General features: G+C 49.7%; 15 protein-coding genes, 1 tRNA gene and 1 pseudogene. 9 read left to right on the top strand and 8 right to left on the bottom strand.

The window, feature by feature from the left end; translation table 11 throughout:
• Positions 1-96: 96 nt before the first annotated feature.
• The gene (locus Z042_RS13275) at positions 97-528 is read right to left on the bottom strand and encodes a carboxymuconolactone decarboxylase family protein (RefSeq protein ID WP_024913601.1); all 432 of its coding nucleotides are present in this window, start codon (positions 526-528) and stop codon (positions 97-99) included.
• 102 nt (positions 529-630) lie between these two features.
• On the opposite strand from Z042_RS13275, the gene pdxR reads away from it, so the two are divergent.
• Positions 631-2,064, top strand: coding sequence for a MocR-like pyridoxine biosynthesis transcription factor PdxR (gene pdxR, locus Z042_RS13270; RefSeq protein WP_037407017.1), 1,434 nt, complete (start codon positions 631-633; stop codon positions 2,062-2,064).
• Between the two features lie 173 nt (positions 2,065-2,237).
• A complete protein-coding gene (locus Z042_RS26880; RefSeq protein ID WP_154666958.1) occupies positions 2,238-2,534 on the top strand; it encodes an SUMF1/EgtB/PvdO family nonheme iron enzyme in 297 nt (98 codons plus the stop codon).
• Here the strand turns inward: Z042_RS26880 and Z042_RS13260 are convergent.
• From Z042_RS13260 to Z042_RS13245, 4 genes are all read right to left on the bottom strand, one after another.
• Entirely contained in the window at positions 2,524-5,118 is a 2,595-nt protein-coding gene (locus tag Z042_RS13260) for a fimbria/pilus outer membrane usher protein (RefSeq protein ID WP_024913604.1), read from the bottom strand. The genes Z042_RS26880 and Z042_RS13260 overlap by 11 nt on opposite strands.
• 52 nt (positions 5,119-5,170) lie before the next feature.
• Positions 5,171-5,824 carry a fimbrial biogenesis chaperone gene (locus Z042_RS13255; RefSeq protein ID WP_154666957.1) on the bottom strand — a complete coding sequence of 218 codons (654 nt, stop codon included), beginning with the start codon at positions 5,822-5,824 and terminating at the stop codon, positions 5,171-5,173.
• Positions 5,825-5,977: 153 nt separating this feature from the next.
• On the bottom strand, positions 5,978-6,499 hold the full coding sequence (locus Z042_RS13250) for a fimbrial protein (RefSeq protein ID WP_154667049.1): 522 nt from the start codon (positions 6,497-6,499) through the stop codon (positions 5,978-5,980).
• A 234-nt stretch (positions 6,500-6,733) separates the two neighbouring features.
• On the bottom strand, positions 6,734-7,255 hold the full coding sequence (locus Z042_RS13245) for a fimbrial protein (protein ID WP_024913607.1): 522 nt from the start codon (positions 7,253-7,255) through the stop codon (positions 6,734-6,736).
• 1,748 nt (positions 7,256-9,003) lie between these two features.
• Here Z042_RS13245 and Z042_RS13240 point away from each other — a divergent pair.
• Genes Z042_RS13240 through Z042_RS13220 form a run of 5 tightly spaced genes read left to right on the top strand, consistent with a single transcriptional unit; the run spans position 9,004 to position 15,094 of the window.
• A complete protein-coding gene (locus tag Z042_RS13240; RefSeq protein ID WP_024913607.1) occupies positions 9,004-9,525 on the top strand; it encodes a fimbrial protein in 522 nt (173 codons plus the stop codon).
• A gap of 56 nt (positions 9,526-9,581) precedes the next feature.
• The gene (locus tag Z042_RS13235) at positions 9,582-10,322 is read left to right on the top strand and encodes a fimbrial biogenesis chaperone (protein ID WP_025297161.1); all 741 of its coding nucleotides are present in this window, start codon (positions 9,582-9,584) and stop codon (positions 10,320-10,322) included.
• A gap of 55 nt (positions 10,323-10,377) precedes the next feature.
• The gene (locus tag Z042_RS13230; RefSeq protein WP_037407023.1) at positions 10,378-12,990 is read left to right on the top strand and encodes a fimbria/pilus outer membrane usher protein; all 2,613 of its coding nucleotides are present in this window, start codon (positions 10,378-10,380) and stop codon (positions 12,988-12,990) included.
• Entirely contained in the window at positions 12,975-14,366 is a 1,392-nt protein-coding gene (locus tag Z042_RS13225) for a fimbrial protein (protein WP_236849186.1), read from the top strand. The genes Z042_RS13230 and Z042_RS13225 overlap by 16 nt, the downstream gene beginning before the upstream one ends.
• A complete protein-coding gene (locus Z042_RS13220) occupies positions 14,363-15,094 on the top strand; it encodes a fimbrial biogenesis chaperone (RefSeq protein WP_045784791.1) in 732 nt (243 codons plus the stop codon). The genes Z042_RS13225 and Z042_RS13220 overlap by 4 nt, the downstream gene beginning before the upstream one ends.
• A gap of 41 nt (positions 15,095-15,135) precedes the next feature.
• Here Z042_RS13220 and Z042_RS13215 read toward each other — a convergent pair whose 3' ends face one another.
• Both Z042_RS13215 and Z042_RS26010 read right to left on the bottom strand, forming a co-directional pair.
• Positions 15,136-16,317, bottom strand: coding sequence for a sugar transporter (locus tag Z042_RS13215; RefSeq protein ID WP_024913612.1), 1,182 nt, complete (start codon positions 16,315-16,317; stop codon positions 15,136-15,138).
• Positions 16,318-16,553: 236 nt separating this feature from the next.
• Positions 16,554-16,967: a hypothetical protein gene (locus Z042_RS26010; protein ID WP_024913613.1), complete on the bottom strand. Its 414-nt coding sequence runs from the start codon at positions 16,965-16,967 to the stop codon at positions 16,554-16,556.
• Positions 16,968-17,357: 390 nt separating this feature from the next.
• On the opposite strand from Z042_RS26010, the gene Z042_RS13205 reads away from it, so the two are divergent.
• Together Z042_RS13205 and Z042_RS25665 are read left to right on the top strand one after the other, a co-directional pair.
• A tRNA-Asn gene (locus tag Z042_RS13205) sits at positions 17,358-17,433 on the top strand.
• Between the two features lie 366 nt (positions 17,434-17,799).
• Positions 17,800-18,287: pseudogene (locus tag Z042_RS25665) on the top strand (transposase); the annotation flags it as partial.
• Between the two features lie 12 nt (positions 18,288-18,299).
• On the opposite strand, the gene Z042_RS13195 reads toward Z042_RS25665, so the two are convergent.
• The gene (locus Z042_RS13195; protein WP_024913614.1) at positions 18,300-19,181 is read right to left on the bottom strand and encodes a Pvc16 family protein; all 882 of its coding nucleotides are present in this window, start codon (positions 19,179-19,181) and stop codon (positions 18,300-18,302) included.
• Positions 19,182-19,213: the final 32 nt, after the last annotated feature.

Here is a 19,213-nt window from a genome sequence, read left to right as displayed (position 1 = left end):
TGGCGCTTTTCATTTCAATACGTTATATGTTCAAGTGATAACGCGATATTCAAACGTTGAGTTTAGGGTTTTCAGCGTATCTGGCTAGAGTAGAGATTATTGCCGCAGGCTGATCGCCAAACGATTGAAAGCGTTCATAATGCTGATGGCAAAGGTCAAGTCGCTGATTTCTGCGTCACTAAAATGCGCTTTCAATGAGTCAAAAACACTGTTTGGCGTACCGCTGGTAGTAATCAGCGTGACGGCCTCCGCCCACTCTAACGCCGCCCGTTCACGTTCGCTGAATGCATGGCTGACACGCCAACCCGCTAACGTATCAAGCTTGGCATTATCAAAACCCGCTTCACGCAGCGCCTTGCCGTGCATATCGAGACAAAAAGCGCAGCCATTAATTTGCGAAACCCGCATAAACACCAATTCTATTATTGTCTTATCCAAAGTCCCTTTTTCCAACCCAGCCAATACGTTCAACATGCCTTTAAAGGGGGCCGGTGACAGTTCGGAATACTTCAGACGCTGCTTGATCATACTTAACCTCAGAGTAATGGCATAACAAATGAAAGAGCGCTACTTTAGCGAGATTATGGTCTATGCTATAGAGCCATAAAATGATTATTTAACCAGGTCATCATGCGCCATGTCTTTACTTCTCTTCAGTTGGATAACCAACTGAAAGAACCGCTTCACCGGCAGATTTATTGGCGGATTAAAGACGCCATCGCTCAGGGGATCTTAGCCGCTGATGCCCGTTTACCTTCGGTCCGTGGACTGGCGAGCGAACTAGGGGTTGCACGTGCCACGGTAGAAAACGCCTATGGTGCCTTGATAGCTGAAGGCTTTTTACAAAGTCGTGGGCAAGCGGGAACCTATGTTTCGGCTCAATTGTTGAGTGTGCCAGAACGCAGCGCGTTGGCAGCAGTAGAACCTTTACCCGCTTTTGTCTCTTCTCCCCTTCAGAAAGCGGGCCAGATCCGGCCTTTTCAACTGGGTTTGCCCGCACTGGATGCTTTTCCGCGTGCGGTTTGGCAACGTATCGTAGCCCGCCAATTACGCGGCACAACGACTGTCGATCTGGCGCATCCTCCGGCGAATGGCCTGCTGGCGCTGCGAGAGGCAATTGTTCACTACCTGTATCTTTCCCGAGGAATTGTCTGCCAGCCGGAACAGATCTTTATCTGCACGGGTTATCAGGCGTTGTTGAACCTGATTATCAGCACATTACTGCAATCGGGCGATGCTGTCTGGCTTGAAAACCCTGGGTATCCGATCACACAACGGTTATTTAACGCCGCCGGGATGCGGGTTGTTCCCGTCGCGGTGGATGCCGAAGGAATGGATATTGCTGCCGGGATCTCTGTGCAGCCCAGCGCCCGCATGGCGGTTTTGACGCCAACCCATCAGAGCCCGCTCGGTGTTTCCCTCAGCCTGGCGCGGCGCATAGCGTTGTTGGATTGGGCACAACGCCATTCAGCCTGGATTGTTGAAGATGATTATGACAGTGAATTTCGCTATCACGGCAGACCGTTGCCACCGCTGAAAAGCCTCGACCGTCAAGGGCGGGTGTTGTATGCCGGCACTTTCAGCAAAACGCTGTTCCCGGCGCTGCGGTTGGCCTACCTGGTGGTTCCCGTTCAACAGGTCGCCGCTTTTAAGGAGAGCAACCACCTGCATGCCTGTGGTTGCCCACCGCTGATGCAGGCTGCGGTAGCCGATTTTATCAATGGAGGGCATTTCTATCGCCATTTAAAACGGATGCGGCCATTGTATCGCCAGCGCCGTGAATGGCTGGCGCAGGCGTTGGAACAACAATTGGCAGACTCTTTAGCCGTAGCCCCGCAAGCCGGGGGGATCCAATTGTTAGCCCGGCTGAAAGCCGGGTTGGAGGATCGTGAACTGGCGCAACGTGCTTTGCAACAAGGGCTGGCAGTGCAGGCATTGTCGAACTGGCAAATAGCGGCTCCTGCCGCTAACGGCTTGCTGATGGGGTTCACCAATTTCACGCAATATGCTGAAGCTGAGCAGGCGGTAACCAAACTGGCCGAAGTTATCAGGGCATCAAAGTAAACAGCCCAGGGTTTTCCCTGGGTTAGACGTTCATTTAGCCATGAATTAACTTCATACCATTTATGGAACTTACTTCCCTGTGACACTCTGCGTTACATACCCCGCATAGCGTGCCTTTTTATTCTGTGTTGCCAACGCTGTCGGTTAAATAACGGCCATTATGTTACGGGTCTATGATGGCAGCAGATAATGAAAAACCTCGCCATGCCGTCTGCATAGAAAAATCTTTCTATATAGGTCGATTTGAGGTGACGCAGGAACAATGGCAAGAGGTTCGTGCGCGGTGGAAGTTGGCATGCTTCAGCCACCAGTTGACGTTCGGCGTTTCGCCGTTCATATTCCCCGGGCTACAGAGAGATAAGTATCGGTTTTCGCTTGGTTTCTTCAGTGAACCCGTAACCCTATGTTTCCAAGCGTTTACCCGCCATGGATTTCAACAGGCAACATCATGCATGGCTCTCACTGGCTAATGCACGGCAACTCCAGACGATACAGCGATTGTTGCATATCCTGGCCGCGCAAATCATAGCTCAAGGTACATTGCTCACTGGCAGATTCGCCCCATTTCACATGCAACTGCCCCTGCATCCCACTTGCGCGCGCATAAATCTGATTTCCCTGGCCGACCAGACCGACCACGATATTATTACTGTCATATACGTTGCTGCCTAATAGCAGGCTGTTATTTTGTTCCTCACGAACTTTGATTAACAGCGGATAGCCCTCCAGCGTTTTGAAACGGACTTTTACCGCCGAGCCGGCATAAGGTGCGACTCGCTGCTGATTTTCGGTCAGTTCGGCACTTGAATTTTCGATCCCTTTGGCGTCCAAACTGATGTCGTTGTAACGATAAGGCACCAACGAAGGAACGATGGCATAGCCAAAGCGATTAACCCTCGCGCCTATCCCGTTCATCACTTCCGCCCCTTTAACGCCTTCAGCCTCAATCAATCCAAAGGTCTCACCCAGATAAGGGCCAAACGTCACGCCACCACTGTGTAAAACGGCGGCACCCCGGGCATTGGCTCCCCCTTGGGTATAATTGCGGCCTTGCGAAAAACTGCCGCCAACGGTAACCACCGGTAGTTGTTTAGTCACATTCGCCCCCAGACTAGCCCCTTCACCGCCGGAGTTAAAAGCGCCGTTGACGGTATAACTCAGGCTCTGATCTTCACCAAGGGTGCCAGCCAGCGCAGTCTGGTAATTAGTGTTGCCCCCGGTTTCGTGAGTAACGCCCGCAGAAACCAGCGGTGAACGCCCCCCCGCTCCCCACGGAACCGAGACCGAAAACATAATGACATTTTGCGTGTGACCCTGATTAACCTCCCCCTCGGATACTACGCCTGTTGGCGTCCGGCCGGTTTGCTGTCGGCCCAGAGACAGGTTATAGCTGATACTGTTGTAGCTATGCGAATACGCCATCTGGTATTGGGTATCTCGCCCCCGGCCACCACGGTAGGTGCTGGTAGAGCCAGAGAAATAGACCTGACCATACTTCCCCAAACTCTGGCTGACGGTAGCAATGAACTGATTGCTCTGCTGATAGGTATTAGATAGCCAGACCTCATCGCTACTGCTGGCTTCACGCAGGCCCAGCACATCGCTCAGATCGCGATATCCCTGTGTGGAATAGCGATAACCGGCCAAGGCCAGCGTAGTGGCGGTCGGTGTAAAAGTGCGGCTGTAAGTGGCACCAACCCGCCACCCATCCAGGTTCTTTCCCCACATATCGGCCCGTGAATAGGTCGCATTAACCCCTAATGCGCCATACTGGCTGGCCAACACGGCCCCTCCCAGGAACGCCTGGTAACCATCAGAAATACGCACCCCTGTATTCGCAGTAATGGCGTTGGTCAAACCGGCCTGATAGGTCAGATCGGTAAACAACGCATCACTGTTACCAATATTGCGGACTTGACCACCAGAAAAACTCACGCGTGAATGCCCAGGCCGGATCGAGTCAGATACGGCAGAAAACGGCACGGTAAAGGAAGAAACGCGCCCATCAGCTTCCAGTATTTCCACCACCAGGTCGCCCTGAAAACTGGTGGGATACAGGTCGTCAATCACAAAAGCACCGGGCGCAACGGTGGTTTGATAAATCTGCACACCGGACTGACGCACGCTGACTTTGGCCGTGGTAGACGCCACGCCACGGATGGTGGGCGCATAGCCACGTTGTGATTCTGGCAGCATACGATCGTCGGTTTCTAACTGAACACCGCGAAAACCTAGGCTGCTGAACAGGCTGCCAGCGGTAAAGCTATCACCCAACGTCAATTGGCTGCCAATGGATGGCAACGGGCGCTGCACATAGTTACGGACAGAGCTCCATTGGCTGCTACTTGGGCTGGTATCGCTGTTATAACGGGTAAAGGTTGATTGCTGGCGAAATTGCCACAGGCCAAGATTGAGGCCTGAATTCAACCCCAGATAAGTGGATTCAGTGGTATTACCGGAAGCCTGTGTCCGGTAATAGTTGGTGTCGTAGTTAGCAAATGCCACGGTTTCGCCCACAGATAAATCGTTGGCCGACACCGAACCGCGCGCTTCACGCTGCATTAATGCCTGTGGCACATACAGGTCAAGGCGCAGGCGTGCAAAATCAAAACGGCTGGAAGCCCCCTCAACCTGTTTTTCCAGATTTAGACATGTGGCGGTATCATCAGCCTTCGCTTTTATGGCCGCCGGAAAAATACCGGCATCAACCATATTCTCCCGCGATAAACAGGCCGCCACCGTCCCTTCTTCCCCAGCAGCAAACACCAGTGATTGCCGGAAAAGAAAATTGCCATTAATGAATACATCAACTTGGTAAGTGCCAGGTTCTATGGCGTTGGCTTGGTTAAAACGTGCAATACTTTTTTGTTCTTTGGCACTGCCGACCAGCATGCTGTCATCAAATTCAAACTGGCTGCTGGCCGTTTCCGCATAGGCCTGGGGAACCAGCAACCACAGCACCGCTGCCAGCGCTTTTAACTGCCCAAAGGTGCGGCCCACTTTTACCATCCACTGGTCACTTTTTGAAAAGTTGTGAGGGATTTTTATTTTCATTTTTCAGTCCCTTAACTGAGGGATACTGACCGCTGCGAATAAAACGCCCTGCTCACTGCAAACTGGCTTCGGCGCGGGTATGCCCACCGTAATCATTGACTAAAGTAAATGTCACTTTCTGTGCACCAGCAGGCGATGACGCACCTTTCTCAAGTTTCCAGCTAGCCTGAGATTTTGGTGCCACCATATCAGCTTTGAAAGGCACTTCTTTATTACCCACCATGGCGGCAACCTTAATGAAGGAAGCGTAATAACCAGAGTCGTTAGTTGCCGTCAACATCCATTGCCCACCCTGCTGCTTTAGCGAGAAACGGAGCTGTTCAGTGATTTTTTCCGGCCCACCGGAAATCCCTTTTGGGCGGTAAAAAATTTTTATCCGGTTGCGCAGCACCACCAACATCTGGTTTTCTGCTGCTCCAGCCGCATTTTTAGGCGGAATTTGTACACTATTGAGGAAAAATACCGATTCGCGATCCTGTGGCAGATCCTTACCGGTGAATACCAAACGAACTGACTGACCGGTTTTTGGTTCGACACGGAATAATGCGGGCACCACGACGAATGGCCCATCAGCGTTGTCTGGTGTTGATGAGGGATTGTTAATGTCTGTCCACATCTGCACTACATAGGGGATATTGTCATTATTAGTCAGTTGTACCGTCTGTGATTGTGAACCTGACGGATAAATAACCCGAGTATTAAGCATTACCACGCTGGCTAGCGCATGTTCAGAAATGAATAAGAATAGGAGGGAGAAAGCACTAATTATGATATTGGAACATTTGGTTTTCACACTAAATATCCTCGCTTAATACCCTTACTAAGCCCCCTTCCACCACAGCAGAAGGGGGATGCTTTATTACTGGTAAGACACAGAGTACTGCACGCTACCCAGCACAGAACCTGGGGTCGCTGTACCTTCAGAGTAATATTCCACCGCAAAATCATGTGACGCAGAAGTAGCGTTGGCTGCCAGAGACAGGCCCGCAGCACCAGTTTGGCCAGTCAGATCCAGCGGGATAGCTGGGGCTGAAGGATCAACCAGTTGCAGAGAGACGTTGCTGGCAGTCCCGGTGTTGCCCATGCGGCCATTGGCGGTCAGGTTGTTACCGACAAATACGGTTTTAATCGCGGTGGCGCTGGCAGAAGCAGTGCAACCGGTCAGGCCGATGGTAAAAGGCGTTTGCCCGGCTGTTGCACCTGGTGTAGCCAGCGTAGTGCTAGAAACCGTTGGCAGCAGGATCAATGGTGTTGAAGCGTTACCGTTGATGCTAACGTCACAGGTTTGATCGGCGACTTCGCCCTGGAATTTAATGGTGTTATCAGCCAATGCAGCGGTAGACAAAACCAGACCAACAACCATCAGTGCAACTTTGTTCATTTTCATACTCTGTATTTACCTTCAAATTCAGTATAGGCGAATTGCTTAACTCAGTGTTCTTAATTCGCTACGACAACGCTAATACGTTCTCTATTGATTTTATTGATCAACCGGAGAGAGATTTCTTCCGGTCACTAGAAAAATTTAAATATGCCGTGCATGTACCAACCCGCTAATCCCTGAAAATACGTTAAATGTATTGATTGATTAGCTCACTCAATGGCGAGTTATTGATTATTGGTAAGACACAGAGTACTGCACGCTACCCAGCACAGAACCTGGGGTCGCTGTACCTTCAGAGTAATATTCCACCGCAAAATCATGCGAGGCAGAGGTGGCGTTGGCTGCCAGAGACAGGCCCGCAGCACCGGTTTGGCCGGTCAGATCCAGCGGAGTGGTTGGCGCTAATGGATCAACCAGTTGCAGAGAGACGTTGCTGGCAGTCCCGGTGTTGCCCATGCGGCCATTGGCGGTCAGGTTGTTGCCGACAAATACGGTTTTAATCGCGGTGGCGCTGGCAGAAGCGGTACACCCGGTCAGGCCGATGGTGAAAGGGGTTTGCCCCGCTGTTGCACCCGGTGTAGCCAGCGTAGTGCTAGAAACCGTTGGCAGCAGGATCAATGGTGTTGAAGCGTTACCGTTGATGCTAACGTCACAGGTTTGATCGGCGACTTCGCCCTGGAATTTAATGGTGTTATCAGCCAATGCTGTGGTAGATAAGGCCAGGCCAGCAAACATAATCGCAACTTTGTTCATTTTCATACTCTGTACTTTCCTTCATATTCAGTAGTAGGGTGAACGAACCACTCTGTGTTCTCATTCCCCGAGGGCAACGTTAATACGTCCTGTGTATCGGCCTATTCTCAGATGGCTTCTTAAGTAAGAAGCTTTGCTATCACAAGAAGCTCTGAACTCACCGATCATGTGCCAACCAGCCAACCCCTGAAAATGCACTAAATGCGTTTATTGATTAGCCCGACTTGACGAGAATCATCCTACACGAATATTCCTAAAATAGAATCATTAACTATTAAATGGAAAATATTAAGAATAAAAATCTAGTTTTAATGTTTTTAATCCTTAAATTAATTCAAAAACACCAAAAAGGATACCCGGGTAATATGATTATCCAAGAAAATTCTTAATAATATTAACTAGGAATAGACTTAAAAACTGATAGGAAATGCTCAAAGCAACCCGTATTGAGCATCCAAGAGATGTTTTGCACAGTCATCCTGTACATTCAATCGAAAACTACTCTCATTCTGCCGCACACTATTCCGTACATTATCGATCTTATCCCAGCCAGACATGGCCTCCCCCTCAGTTCGTTAACGCTATTCTTTTCTCATCGGTGTAAAAACTGTTTGAACCTAGGAAATGTTGGCATCACTGATAGATGACACCGTTCACTTAAAGCACGTAGCGGCAATCCCGCACCAAAAAGAACCCTATTGGCGTTAAGGTATATAAAGGAAAGGAGGTCTCAATTGCAGCCTGAAGCCAGCAGATGAGTCTAGTCAGGCTTAAGCAAAAATCCTTTTTGGGCAAATGCGCTGTATAAAACACATGTAAGCTGCGGCGTTGGTGTTCAATACAGATCTTCTGATACTGGGATAACCGCTCTCACCCACACTATGGATAGACGGCTAAGCAAAGCGCTGGTTTTTGAACGAAAGACATTTCCTGCTCGCGGCCAGATGACAAATATGGGGGGTTGCAATTTGCTACACCAGATATAAATCGGCGATTCATACCGATTATGGCGTTGGCGAATGGTCACGGCTATGGCAGTACGTTCTGCAAGCTCTACCGCTTTGGTATGAAAAACGGGGGAAGTTTGGGTGCAAGTTTTACTTTTCGTGGCTGATCATTTTGTCAGGTGAGTCTCCTTTGGTTGAGAGCTCACTCATTTATCGCCGTATTCACTATCGCTGGATGACATCAACCAGCCAAACTGGGTGGCTTGACGTTTTTCTTAACAGGTATTTTTTAAACGGTGGCAAAAAATTTTAGAGTCTCTGGCAATATTGCCAGCCAAACACTTCATCTTGACCAGCCAGTTCCTGAGAAAAAAGACTAATCCTAGAGAGAAAATTAGGAAATAGCTTAGAGAAACATCCTAGCCAACAAGCTGTACCAGTACAATCACATTAATATCACCATTAAAAAACTTAATATCAGAACATTAAACTTAACATTTCACATTTAACAGTTAATGATGTCAGAAAAATCCTATCCATGTAGGATATCTCTCGTCGAAAGTCATCCAATCAATAAAACGCATTGAACGCATTTTAAAGATTGATTGCTTAACACACACCAAGACAGTGTTGCCGGATCTTTCTTAATTAAGATACATGTGCCGCGTTAGTGTTGATTAAAACACCGCGAACATTCCGAGAACCAGGTCAATAGAAAACTCGTACTGTAAACAACAGGAAATTTTGGCGGAATAAATCATTCGCCGAGACTTAACACCAAGGGAAATATTTAGCATGAAAATGAACAAAGTTGCGATTATGTTTGCTGGCCTGGCCTTATCTACCACAGCATTGGCTGATAACACCATTAAATTCCAGGGCGAAGTCGCCGATCAAACCTGTGACGTTAGCATCAACGGTAACGCTTCAACACCATTGATCCTGCTGCCAACGGTTTCTAGCACTACACTGGCTACACCGGGTGCAACAGCGGGGCAAACCCCTTTCACCATCGGCCTGACCGGGTGTACCGCTTCTGCCAGCGCCACCGCGATTAAAACCGTATTTGTCGGCAACAACCTGACCGCCAATGGCCGCATGGGCAACACCGGGACTGCCAGCAACGTCTCTCTGCAACTGGTTGATCCATTAGCGCCAACCACTCCGCTGGATCTGACCGGCCAAACCGGTGCTGCGGGCCTGTCTCTGGCAGCCAACGCCACCTCTGCCTCGCATGATTTTGCGGTGGAATATTACTCTGAAGGTACAGCGACCCCAGGTTCTGTACTGGGTAGCGTGCAGTACTCTGTGTCTTACCAGTAAGATGTGTCCCCTTCCACCACTACGGTGGAAGGGGGATTCCGAGAGGATACTTCGTTGTGACAATCAGATATCCAGAGGCCGTGCTCGTCACGATCTCCGCATTTTTAATGTTGTTTTCTCTTCCTCTGACCGCCAGCGTAGTCATGCTCAACACCAGAATCATTTACCCGGCGGATACAAAATCACAGACGATACAGCTCACTAATAATGACAGTATTCCTTATGTCATGCAGATGTGGTCAGACATTAACAATCCCTCATCAACGCCAGACAATGCTGATGGGCCTTTTATCGTCGTCCCCACATTGTTTCGTATTGAACCGAAAACCGGTCAATCGATCCGTTTGATGTTTACCGGCAAGGATCTGCCACAGGATCGTGAATCAGTGTTTTATCTGAACAGTGTACAAATTCCACCGAGAAATATAGCGAACAATGCAGAAAACCAGATGCTGGTGGTATTGCGTAACCGGCTCAAAATTTTCTATCGCCCTAAAAATATCGTTGGTAGCCCAGAAAAAGTCGCTGAACAGTTGCGTTTTTCGCTTAAACAACAAAGTGGGCAATGGATGTTAACGGCAACGAATAACTCTGGTTATCACGCCTCCTTCATTAAAGCTGCCGCCGTGGTGGGCCATAAAGAAGTGCCATTTGAGGTTGGCATGGTGGCACCAAAATCTCAGGCCAGTTGGAAATTAGAAAAAAATGCCCAACTCCCTGCTGGTGCACAGAAGATCAAATTTACCTTGGTCAATGATTATGGCGGCCATACCAGCCTCGAAACTCGACTGAACTGAAAAAACCGTATTCGTTCATTAGTACCCTGGATTTTGCGTTTAAGGGATTAAAGGCATGCACACAAAAATAACCATTTCCCCACGCTATTCCAATATTCGCCAAAGGAAAGTCATGCTGGGCAACTCACCTATCAATGGGATACGGTTCAAGCCATTAGCACTCTGGTTGGGGTTGCTGATACCACAAGCCTACGCAGCAGCCACCAACAACCAGTTTGAGTTCGATGACAGCATGCTGGTCGGCAGTGCCAAAGAACAAAACAGCATCGCGCGGTTTAATCAGGCCAATGCCGTTGAACCAGGCACTTATCAAGTAGATATCTTCGTCAATGGTGATTTCTTTACCCGGAAATCCCTGGTGTTCACCACCACGGAACAAGGGCAGGTTTCTGCCTGTCTATCACCAGAAAGCTTGCTGGATGCCGGTATTTTACCCAGCGCAATAAAAACAGCCAAGGAAGCCTCCCATTGCCAGAGCCTGGAACAACAGGTTGAGGGGGCATCCAGCCGTTTTGATTTTGCACGCCTGCGCCTCGATCTTTCCGTACCGCAGCTGTTGATGAAACGTGAAGCACGCGGTGCGGTGCCGCACAGTGATTTATCTGCGGGTGAAACCGTGGCATTTACCAATTACGATACCAACTACTACCGGACTAAAGCATCGGGCAATACCACTGATTCGATTTACCTGGGCCTGAACTCGGGTATCAACCTTGGCCTGTGGCAATTCCGCCAACAGTCAAGTTATACCAGTTATAACAGTGATAAAGGCACCAGTAGCAACCAGTGGAATTCTATACGCACCTATGTACAGCGCCCGCTGCCATCCATTGGCAGCCAATTGACGTTGGGTGAAAGCTTTACCTCTGGCACCCTGTTCAGCAGCCTGGGTTTCCGTGGCATCCTGTTTGAAACCGACGATCGTATGCTGCCAGAATCACAACGTGGCTATGCGCCCACCATCCGTGGCGTGGCGTCTACCACGGCCAAAGTCAGCGTGCGCCAATCCGGTGTGCAGATTTATCAAACCACCGTTGCGCCCGGTGCTTTTGTGATTGACGACCTGTATCCCACCAGTTTCCAGGGCGACCTGGTGGTGGAAATACTGGAAGCCGATGGGCGCGTTTCTTCCTTTACCGTGCCGTTTTCTGCCGTACCGGATTCCATGCGGCCTGGTCATACCAACCTGAGTGTCGCTGCTGGGCAAGTCCGTAACATTGGCAACAGCGATGCGACGTTTGCCGATGTGACCTATCAGGCTGGCTTGACCAATGCCATCACCGTCAATACCGGTGTACGGGTTTCTGACGGCTACCAGGCGCTGCTCGGTGGTGCCGTATTGGCCAGTCAGTTTGGTGCTGTGGGTATTAATACCGTGTATTCACGTGCTGACATGTGGGGCGATACACTGGACGGTTGGCGTTTGGGTACCACTTACAGCCGCACCTTTATTCCTACTTCCACCACGTTGGCACTGGCTGGCTACCGTTATTCCACACAGGGATATCGCGATTTGAGTGATGTTTTGGGGCTACGTAATGCACATGACAACAGTAACATCTGGTCATCCAGCACTTACCAGCAAAGCAACCAGTTTGTCGCTACCGTGAGCCAGAGTCTGGGTGAATATGGGCAGATTTACTTTTCCGGCTCCACCAGCGGCTATCGCAATGGGCGTGGCCGCGATACCCAGTATCAGATGGCGTATTCACACAGTTACAACAATATCAGCTATAACCTGTCGCTCAGCCGTCAGCAAACCGGCAGAACCCGTTACGGCGTCCAGTCAGCGGAAAGTTTTTCCAGCGGCAACACGCAGAATATTGCCATGCTCTCGCTTTCCATCCCATTGGGTGCAGGATCGCGTTCACCGATTCTGTCCTCCGGTGTGAGCCATACCACCGGCGATAACGGCAATACCAGCTACCAGAGCGCATTGGCCGGGACTCTCGGGGAAGATCAAAGCCTGAGCTATACTGTTAATGGTGCTTTCGACTCCGGTGGTACAGGTGCCAGTTTGGGAACCAACTTGACTAAACAGATGCCGATGGCCACCGTCAGTGGCAGCTTCTCGCAGGGCAAGAATTATACCCAAGGGGGAGCCAGTGCACGTGGGGCCGCGGTTTTGCACAGCGGTGGTGTGACGTTCGGCCCTTATTTGAGCGATACCTTTGCCTTGGTCGAAGCTGATGGGGTAAAAGGCGCAGAAGTGATGAACGGTATGGGAGCAAGGATCAATAACTTCGGCTATGCCATTGTTCCTTCACTGGTGCCTTATCGTTACAACGACATCAGTCTGGATGCCAAAGGGATCGAGAACACCAATACTGAACTGACCGAGAACCAGCAACGCATAGCGCCTTATGCTGGCTCAGCGGTTAAAGTCCGCTTCAAAACGCTGGAGGGTTATCCACTGCTGATCAAACTGCTTGTCCCACAAAGTGGCAGTTTACCACTGGGTAGCAACGTATATGACAGCAATAACACCGTCATCGGTCTGGTCGGCCAAGGCAACCAGATCTACGCCCGCGCCTCCGGCAAACAAGGAAAACTGCGGGTGAAATGGGGCGAATCTGCTAATGAGCAGTGTACCCTGAATTACGATTTACAGGGTCAGGACATGAAACAGTCATTGTATCGTCTGGAGTTAGCATGCAACAGCAACTGATGCTCAAAGCAAAACGTGAGATAACCCTGCGCAAAACCTTTTCTGCTGCATTACTGGCGCTGGCTGGCATGACGCTGGCAATGCCTAGCTGGGCGGCATGCTACAGAATCATTGCTATCAACAATACGCCCACCTCAAACTATTATACTGAGGCGGGTAGAGGTACAGCAGCGGCTTGGGGTGGAGCTGGTGACACGACAGGCTCCGCGGGCACCTTACCCACGGTGGTGAATATCAACAACACCACCTTCCAACCCAATGGCACCTTGATTGCCAGCGGCATCGTCAGCTTTCTCCAAGCCGGCTCGGCAACCTATACTCCTGACCAGATCCTGTTTCGCTGCACCGCTGATGAAGCCGGTAAACTGTACGAATATTACGCCACCAACGGTGACTCCGCCAATGCGGGGATGTATGAGGTGGGCTCTGCCTATGGGTTACCGGAATCTTACCGGACCTATGTCAACGGCATGGCCCTGCGGGCGACCAATCTGGTCACTGGCGAATACTACTCCCGCTACTGGAAGGCCCGCCCGCTGACCAATCTGGATACTGACTCGCGAGGGTGGATATTGGTCAAAGCCAAGAATTTCAGCGATACTAAAATAGAATTATTCAGGCTCACCAGTGCTAATGGCCCGCAGACAGCCGCGGGGATTTACCCAGAGTCACAACCTGCCACCTACATCGCCTTTAAAAGCAGTACAAACGCGGCCAATCTCACCGTTGGTGCAGATTCGGCCTATAACTACAACGGCTGGTACGATCAATGGCCAGGTGTGTCTAACCTGTATAACCGCATTTATACCCGCCGTTCAGCCACCTGTTCGGTCACTAACGTGACGCCCACGGTTGTTTTCCCACGCATTACCGTGGCGGAACTCAATTCTGGAGTCACACGCCAGATGCAGATCACCATTCAATTTAGTTGCCAGACCGGAGCGCCAGCCAGCACCGGTGTAACGGCCATTGCCAGCGGTGTCGCGGCCAATCAGACCGCCATGGGGATCTTGGTTCAACCCGCCAACGCCGCAGCTGCGGTCGCTGCCGGGTTTGGTACCGCCGGTTCTGGCGTCAGCTATTTGCTGTCAGACGGTTATGGCACTGACCCCAACATCGCCACTGGCGTGGGGATTCAAATTTCACGTACTAACGGCACGGTAATAAACTTACTCAGTACCTTGAGTGGCTCAGCGCTGGGTGGTAACAATGCGGGCTGGTATCCGGTATTGACCGATGCTACCGCAGGGAGTGTCGTCAGCGGTGTCACTGCCTATACTAAGAGCCTTAATGCCACGCTAAAAGCCCTGCCGGGCAAGACGGTGACTGCGGGTAAAGTGAGCGCGACAGCGCAGGTGATTATTCAGGTGCAATGATGCGAAAATTAATCGGATTATGTATTGCTGGCGCACTGCTGTTCAGCGAATGGGCACAGGCAGGTGTGATAGTTGAATCATCGCGTGTGATTTTTTCTGCCGCCGAGCACGAACGTTCGCTGTTGTTATCAAACGGTAATACTTACCCGGTGATTGTGCAGCTTTGGATTGATGATGGCTCACCGGAAGGAACGCCGGAAACCGCAGGAGAAGTGCCGGTGTTGCCCCTGCCGGGGCTTTTCCGGCTGGAACCTGGAGAAAAGAAAAACCTGCGCTTGCTGGCTACCCAGATCAAACAGCCACAGGATCGTGAATCCTTATATTGGCTGAACATTTACGAAATCCCCCCCACCGATGCCCACCTGCCGCCGGGTGTTTCTGCGGTGAAAGTAGCGATTCGCTTGCAGTTAAAAATGTTCTATCGCCCACTGAACTTGAAACCGAGCATCGATAAACTGGCCGAGCAACAACAGTTCAGCCTGATCAGGCTGCCTGGGGCGCTGAAACTTAAGGTCGAAAATACTTCGCCTTATCATGCAACGTTCAGTGCTGCCAAAATCAGCGGGGGGAGCAAATCACACGTGATAGATATTGGTATGCTGGCCCCTTTCTCCAGCAAAACGCTAGATATCAGCGGTGATGCGGGCTGGCAGCCCGACAGCATCAGTTATATTTTGATCAATGATGATGGCAATGGCGTCGAAAGCAAAAAATCTCTCAAGCAGTGATCAAAACCGCAGAAAACTGGCCCATTGAGGGCTGGTTTTCATCAAACTTGCTGCAAGCGCTCGTTGCGGTAGAAGTTCAGCACACACCACCCTAGGGCAATCAATGCCAACGGTGCTCCAACGAAACCAATGTTCGCCATCCCCAAATGCAGGCTAACCTGATTGCCCAGCAGCGCACCCGCACCGATGCCAAAGTTATACAACCCAGAGTAGATCGACATGGCCACATCGGTGGCATCCGGTGCCAAGCTTAAAACTTTAGCCTGCATGGAGAGACCAATCGCCATAATCGCCATGCCCCACAGCACACACAGCAGCGTCAAAGACATTTCACTCCCTGAAGCCGGTAACAGTAACAACAGGCTGACGGCCAACATCCCCATTGCCCCCATAAAGAAACCGGATGGAAAACGTTCACTGTAGCGGCTGAATAACAGGCTGCCGAGAATGCCAGCTGCCCCAAACAAAAGCAGCATCAGCGTGGTAAAGTTTTCCGCCAGCGCCGCCACATTCTGAATAAAGGGTTCGATATAGCTATAGGCGGTAAAATGTGCTGTCACCACAATAATGGTGAGCATATACAAGCTGAGCAGCGCCGGGCGTTTGAATAACACCGGGACGCTGGAAAACGAACCGGAATGCTCGCTTTTCAGCACCGGCAGCAAACGCCACAGCATCACCAATGCCAAAGAAGCGCAAAGGGCAATACCGATAAACGTCATACGCCAACCAAGCAATTGCCCAATGATTCGGCCTAACGGCAACCCGAGTACCATGGCCAGTGCAGTGCCCCCAGCCAGCATACTCAGCGCCTGCGCTTTTTTACCCGCAGGGGCAACGCGGATCGCCAACGATGCGGTGATCGACCAAAATACCGAGTGCGCCAGCGCCACTCCGACGCGGGAGATAACCAACGTAGTGAAGCTCCAGGCCACCGCCGTGAGCACATGGCTGGCAATAAACAGGATAAACACGCCAATCAACAATTTGCGCCGTTCAATTTTACTGGTCAGCAGCATACAGATCAGCGACGCGGAGGCGACGATCCAAGCATAAATGGTGATGATCAGGCCAACTTGCTCCGTTTGCATCGCAAAACTTGCAGCAATATCGCTTAATAACCCGATCGGGATAAATTCGGTGGTATTAAAGATAAATGCCGAAATAGCGAGAACAACGACGCGCATCCAGGCAGTTGAACGGGAAGGAGTGACTTCTTCCATTAAGGAGATCCAGAATTAGGGGCAGACAATAGCGATATTTTATCCAACCTATAACAAAAACGCGATATAGATCACATTTTAGGCATGCTGTTTTTTTAAACAGCGATATGGCACAGAGCAATATCCTTTGCAAAAAAACGCCCTCAAAATTGAGAGCGCGTTTCCTGTAAAACCATCGATTCCCGCACACCCTGAAAACAAACGGTTTATTGGGCTATTGCGTGGATAACATCACATTATCTGCTGACTACACGCTCAATTAACGCATTAGTCAGATCATTACGGATCTGGTTACAAGTTTTAGAAATACGGAATTTGTAAGCTGCGTCCATGATTTGGTGGATATCGGTACTGACGTCGCCACGAACCCGCATATACAGCTTGGCTTCTGACACAATGTGATTCAATTCAGCACTGCGAGTCTGGTACACCGCGGAGTTAACCTGCTGTAAGGCGTTCAATTCTTTCATGCAGGAATACATCACCTCCTCTGTACCCGTTGAAATCATGGGTTGAGCAGGTTTAACAGGTTGAGTCACGGTAGGACTCGGTGCTACCACCGGAGCAGTCTTGATGGGGGGACGAGCTTTCGTATTCTGACACCCAGCCAGTAACACACACAGTGCGGTTACCGCGATTGTTTTTTTCATTACTGAGAAACTCCGGAAAACAAAGAAACAGTATAGCTTACCGCTATAAAAATGGCTTTGTGTAGCATAGAGTAATAAATATAACCTTGACAAGGCCCATAAACACCGTAACGGCCTGTTATCACAAAACGTTTTTCAGAAAAATACTAGATAATTTTAAGAAGAACCCATATCAAATGCAAGAAATTGCTGCATTGCCTTGATAAATATAACTCTCTTCCTAACACATGGATGCTACTTTTTAATTTTAGCGCTTCTTTCATAACCGGCCAGTAAAATTGCTGAAAAACGAGCCAACATGCTCAATCTGCCAACAAACACGCTTTTCCCTCACTTTAGTGCTTTGACAAACCCAGAGCACCCCGTTATGATGCGCCCCGTTCACACGATTCCTCTGTAGTTCAGTCGGTAGAACGGCGGACTGTTAATCCGTATGTCACTGGTTCGAGTCCAGTCAGAGGAGCCATAAATTTAACACCATGGACAGCCACTGATGTCCATGGTGTCTCAAAGTAAAATCCCCTTTTTGCAAATCAAATTACACTCTGTTCCATATAGGCATACTGAAATCCAGCACTTTTGGGGGCTTCACTGGGATTCGAATCGGCTAAATTATCGTATCCTCGGCTAGCCATTTTTAGCGCCATTATCCCAATAACGCCATCAGTTTTGACTGACCAACTTGCAGAACACCGCCCATCCGATCTCACTGAACAATTTAGGCTGAAAATCAACAAATTGATAAAATGCCGCCCAGCTGTAGTCCCCCCTGAATTTAGTCTTACAGTTTAATGGAGTTCTCTGGTTAAAATGCAACCAATGGAGGCTCATCATGAAGAAAGCGCGTTTCACTGAAACCCAGATCCTGCGGGTACTGAAAGAAGTTGAAGGTGGCCGGCATGTGAAGGATGTTTGCCGCGAAAACGGTGTATCGGAAGCCAGCTACTACAACTGGAAATCCAAATATGGCGGTATGGGATCCTCTGATATCAAACGTATGAAAGAGCTGGAAGAGGAAAATCGGCGGCTAAAACAAATGTATGCATCCCTGAGCTTAGACCATGAAATTCTTAAGGATGTTGTAGCAAAAAAACTTTAACGGTGCCTGAAAAGCGTGAGCTGGTGCGTTACGTCATGAAGGAACATCAGACCAGCGAACGACGCGGGTGCCGAATTATGGGGATGAGTCGAAGCCTGTTGCATTACTGCCCGAACACGGCACGGGATATGCCTGTGCTCGAGGCATTACAAAAATTGGCACATCAATATCCGGCCTATGGCTTCGGCCTGATGTTCAATAAGTTACGCCAGGCAGGACTATTTACCCTCAACCTAAATACCAGACAACTTTGATTTATCAACAGCGTTGATATAAACGTCATAACCATCGAGTGTCACCACAGCAGTTTCATTGCTTACCCAACGATCAAAAACACTTTCCATCTGGTTGAGATACTCCGCCCGCGTAATCCCCGATACTGACAGAGAAACGACCATCTTAAACACGTCATTGGTAGCATTCACTACCGGGGCCGTTTTCAGATTAACGTGGGTCATAGCCAACCTGATATCAGCGCCACCACCAATAGCAGCAATCAATCGCTCTCGTAACGCACCATTAATAACCGATGAAAGGAGCGACGCCGTTTGCGCGATATCAGCCGACAGTGAACTGATTGGTATGGCTTTATCATCACTATTACTCAAACTGATAGGTACCGTAATGGAATAATTTAGGGACAGACGCGGACGGTTGCCCAGTGACTGCCAAAAATTACCCAAACTGTTCAGATTTTCTTTCGGGGGAATAACCTGCGTATAGGCGCCAGGAATTCCGCTCAGTTGTCGGTTATTAATCAAAGCATCCAACACCTGAGACATCACCTGTATTGCCTGATTATCCGGTTGGCTATCCGGATTACTGGCATCGTTGGCTGGCGCGGTCGGTTCCCAGTAAGTAATCAGATAGTTACATTGAATATTGATCCAGCCGGGTAATAATCTACCGGCCGAAGCACTAAATGCCCGGGACTCAGCCGTACGTAATTGTAGATCCTCATGTATGTCATAAAGGAATACGCTGACAGCAGCATCCGCCTGCGTAGCATCGATATCGGGTAAATCAAAACGAATGGCAACATTCTCATTAAGGTATTCACGCAGGATCGTGTTCATGGCTTGATTGACTTCAACTACCGTTTTAGTTCTTAACATAAGATAACCTCTTGATTGAATTTTGATGACTT

It is taken from the genome of Chania multitudinisentens RB-25, from assembly GCF_000520015.2.
GTDB lineage: Bacteria > Pseudomonadota > Gammaproteobacteria > Enterobacterales > Enterobacteriaceae > Chania > Chania multitudinisentens.
The sequence above is the reverse complement of the archived record's forward strand: the minus strand, read 5'-3'. Positions and strand labels throughout refer to the sequence as shown.